Source organism: Terrabacter sp. P5_B1, from assembly GCF_056400505.1.
The window spans coordinates 1-3,168 of record NZ_JBFULD010000412.1; the positions used below are offsets into that span (position 1 = coordinate 1).

General features: G+C 72.7%; 4 protein-coding genes. 2 read left to right on the forward strand and 2 right to left on the reverse strand.

Annotated elements, in window-relative coordinates:
- On the forward strand, window positions 1–1,067 hold a 1,067-nt coding region (locus AC1DP0_RS20090), incomplete at its 5' end, for a heavy metal translocating P-type ATPase (protein ID WP_478088018.1).
- Between the two features lie 72 nt (window positions 1,068–1,139).
- Entirely contained in the window at window positions 1,140–2,129 is a 990-nt protein-coding gene (locus AC1DP0_RS20095; protein ID WP_478088020.1) for a hypothetical protein, read from the forward strand.
- Window positions 2,130–2,247: 118 nt separating this feature from the next.
- Here AC1DP0_RS20095 and AC1DP0_RS20100 read toward each other — a convergent pair whose 3' ends face one another.
- Together AC1DP0_RS20100 and AC1DP0_RS20105 are read right to left on the reverse strand one after the other, a co-directional pair.
- The gene (locus AC1DP0_RS20100; protein WP_478088022.1) at window positions 2,248–2,883 is read right to left on the reverse strand and encodes a VOC family protein; all 636 of its coding nucleotides are present in this window, start codon (window positions 2,881–2,883) and stop codon (window positions 2,248–2,250) included.
- Window positions 2,884–3,023: 140 nt separating this feature from the next.
- Window positions 3,024–3,168 (reverse strand): TrmH family RNA methyltransferase (locus tag AC1DP0_RS20105; protein WP_478088024.1); only part of this gene is annotated, 145 nt, incomplete at its 5' end.

The window sequence follows — 3,168 nt, forward strand, 5'->3', positions numbered from 1 at the left end:
CCGTCGCGGTGACGGTCCTCATCATCGCCTGCCCCTGCGCGCTCGGTCTCGCGACGCCGACGGCCCTGCTCGTCGGCACCGGCCGGGGCGCTCAGCTCGGCACCCTCATCAAGGGCCCGCRGGTGCTCGAGGACACCCGTCGCGTCGACACCGTCGTGCTCGACAAGACGGGCACCATCACCACCGGGGAGCTGCGCCTGCGCAGCATCGCCGTCCGCGGGAGCCTGTCGAAGACGGCTGCTCTTACCGCGGCCGCGGCCGTCGAGCAGGGCAGCGAGCACCCCGTCGCCCGCGCCGTCGTCGACGGGGCCCGCCTGGCGCGCCTCGAGCTGCCACGCATCCACGACTTCCAGGCCAACCCCGGCGAGGGCGCGACCGCACGCATCAAGACCACCGAGGTCACGGTCGGCAAGGCCGTCCTCTTCGAGGGCGTGGCCCCCGAGCTGCTCGAGCACGCGCGCAGCAACGCCGGCACCACGGTCTTCGTCGGCTGGGACGGCGTCGCACAGGCTGCGCTCACCGTCGAGGACACGGTGCGCGACTCGTCGAAGGCTGCCATCGCCCGCCTGCGGGAGCTCGGTCTCACCCCGTACCTGCTCACGGGCGACAGCGCCTCCAACGCGCGCAGCGTCGCCGAGCAGGTCGGCATCGACGCCTCCAACGTGCGCGCCGACGTGCTGCCCGCGCAGAAGCACGAGGTCGTCACCGAGCTGCAGCAGTCGGGCCGCGTCGTGGCCATGGTCGGCGACGGGGTCAACGACGCGGCCGCCCTCGCCCAGGCCGACCTCGGTCTGGCCATGGGCTCGGGCACCGACGTCGCGATGGACTCGGCCGACATCGTCCTCGTGCGCCCCGACCTCGACGCCGTCGGCGACGCGATCGGCCTCTCGCGCGAGACGCTGCGCATCATCAAGCAGAACCTGGCCTGGGCGTTCGGCTACAACACGGCGGCCATCCCGCTCGCCGCGTTCGGCCTGCTCAACCCGATGATCGCCGGGGCGACCATGGCGCTGTCGTCGGTGCTCGTCGTCAGCAACTCCCTGCGCCTCAAGCGCTGGACTCGGTGACCGGCTGACGCCGATGGCAGGATGACCCGGGTGCCGGACGACTCGGCAACCCAGGACGGGGGAGGTTCGACGATGACGTCGACGACAGAGGCGCCGCGGGCGGCGGCCGCGGACGAGCACCACAGGCGTGGCGTCCGCTCCAACCCGTGGCCGGTGGCCCTCTTCGCCGTCGTCGGATGGTTCTTCGGGCTGTTGCCGTGGCTCGTCCGCCGGTCCAGCCAGGGGACGTTCGGCACCCCGTGGAACCCGCGCAACGACCTGCGCAGCGCCCTGCTGCCCTTTCACCACCAGCTGCTCATGCTCCTGCTCGCCGTCGCCGTGATGGCTGGCGTCTTCGCCGGCTGCGCGCCGCTGTGGAGCACGGATCGGCGCAGGCTGCGCCTCGGCCTCGCAGCCCTCGCGACGCTCGGCGCCGCCCTCGCCACAGGATGGTCGGTCGCCCAGGCGCTGGCACCCGACCCGGACCTCGGCGGCTCCGGCAGGACCGCCGACCAGGTCCGCCTCGCCTTCGTCGCCCTCACGGTCGCCGGCGGCGTCGCCGGTCTCGTCCTCGGCCTCGCGATCTCGCTCGGCGGTCCGGCGCTGCGGGCCGTCGCGGCCGCCCCCGTCGCCGTGGTCGGCGCCGACTGGCTCGGCCAGCTCGCGCTCGGCACCGTGCGCGAGACCGCACCACCGACATGGCTGCCGACGGTCCTCGCCGCGCTCTCGGGCGTCGTGGTCGGAGCGCTGCTCGCCGCCACGATCGGCAGCCGGCTCGTGGTCCGGGTGGTCGCGTGGGTGTGCGCCCTCGCCCTGCTCGCCCTCACGGCGGCCGCTCTGACCGCCGCCCGCTACGTCCTCGAGGCCCTGCGCGGCACGCCCGTGCGCGGCGCCGACGTGAAGGAGCTGCTGGTCGACGGGCTCCAGGTGTTCGAGCTGTCGCTGTCGACGACCCTGACGGGGTGGGGCCTCCCGCCCTCGCCGCCCCTGACCGCCGTGCTCGTCGCCGTCGTCGTCGGCGCCGCCGGGACGGTCATCGCGCGGCGGACCCTCGCGGCATCGACGGGCCGGCCCCTCGACTGACCCCGACTGACCCCGGCTGGCCGCGACCGCGACCGGACGGCATACGCCCTCGGAACGACGAGAACGGCGACCACCCCACAGGGGTGACCGCCGTTTCGCGTGCGAGTTGGAGAGTCGGTCAGATGGTGACCTTGCCGCCGGGGGTGTCGAAGGTGACCGACAACAGGCCGGGGGTGCCGTGGGGGGCGACGAAGGTGAAGTCGATGCCGCCCTTGTCGAAGGTGTCCTCCGGGCCGAGCCACGCGCGCACGCGCTTGGGGTCACCGGCGATCTGGAGGTTGTCGATCGAGACCGACGTGTCGGCGCCTGCCGAGGGGTGCACCGTCATGTCATCCCACTCGATGAAGTAGGGGACCTGCGGGTCCGCCATGAGGCCCTTGATGCCGAGCTGTCGCCACTTGAGCTCGGTGCCGTCGGGGCGGTGCCGGTTGCCCAGGACGGCCTCGCGACCGAGCCGCTGCTCGACCTTGGTGATGTCGTCGACGGCGACGACCCAGCCGAGCCAGCCGCCGCCCGCCTCGGAGGCGGCACGGACGGCCTGACCGAAGGGCGCCTTGTCGGAGGCCGGGTGGTCGAGCACCTCGACGACCTCGAGGTAGTGGTCCTTGGCCAGGGGGAAGATCACGTTGCGCGTGCCGAACCGGGGATGCACCCCTCCGTCGACCGGCGCGACGCCGATGAGGTCGGACAGTCGGGCGGCCGTGGCCTTGAGGCCACCAGCCTCCGCTGCATAAGAGACGTGGTCAACTCGCATACAGAACATCGTGACACACGCCAAGGGGTGCTTCTGACCCACCCTCCCCCTCTCTGGCGGGCTCGTCACACGCGTCACACGAACGAAACCTGACTGTCATCTCGTATGCCGTCCCGCGGGCTCCTCGAGGCCGTGTCGGGTCAGCGCGCGTCGCGTTGACGAACCGCCTCGTAGAGCACGATCGCGGCCGACGCGGCGACGTTGAGACTGTTCGCCTTGCCATGCATGGGGATCCGGACGCGGTGCGTGGCGGCTTCGAGCAGGGTCCGGTCGGCGCCGTGCTTC

Coding starts and splice junctions, on each gene's coding strand:
- AC1DP0_RS20100 (WP_478088022.1), bottom strand. CDS start 2,883: ATGCGAGTTGACCACGTCTCTTATGCAGCGGAGGCTGGTGGCCTCAAG.
- AC1DP0_RS20095 (WP_478088020.1), top strand. CDS start 1,140: ATGACGTCGACGACAGAGGCGCCGCGGGCGGCGGCCGCGGACGAGCAC.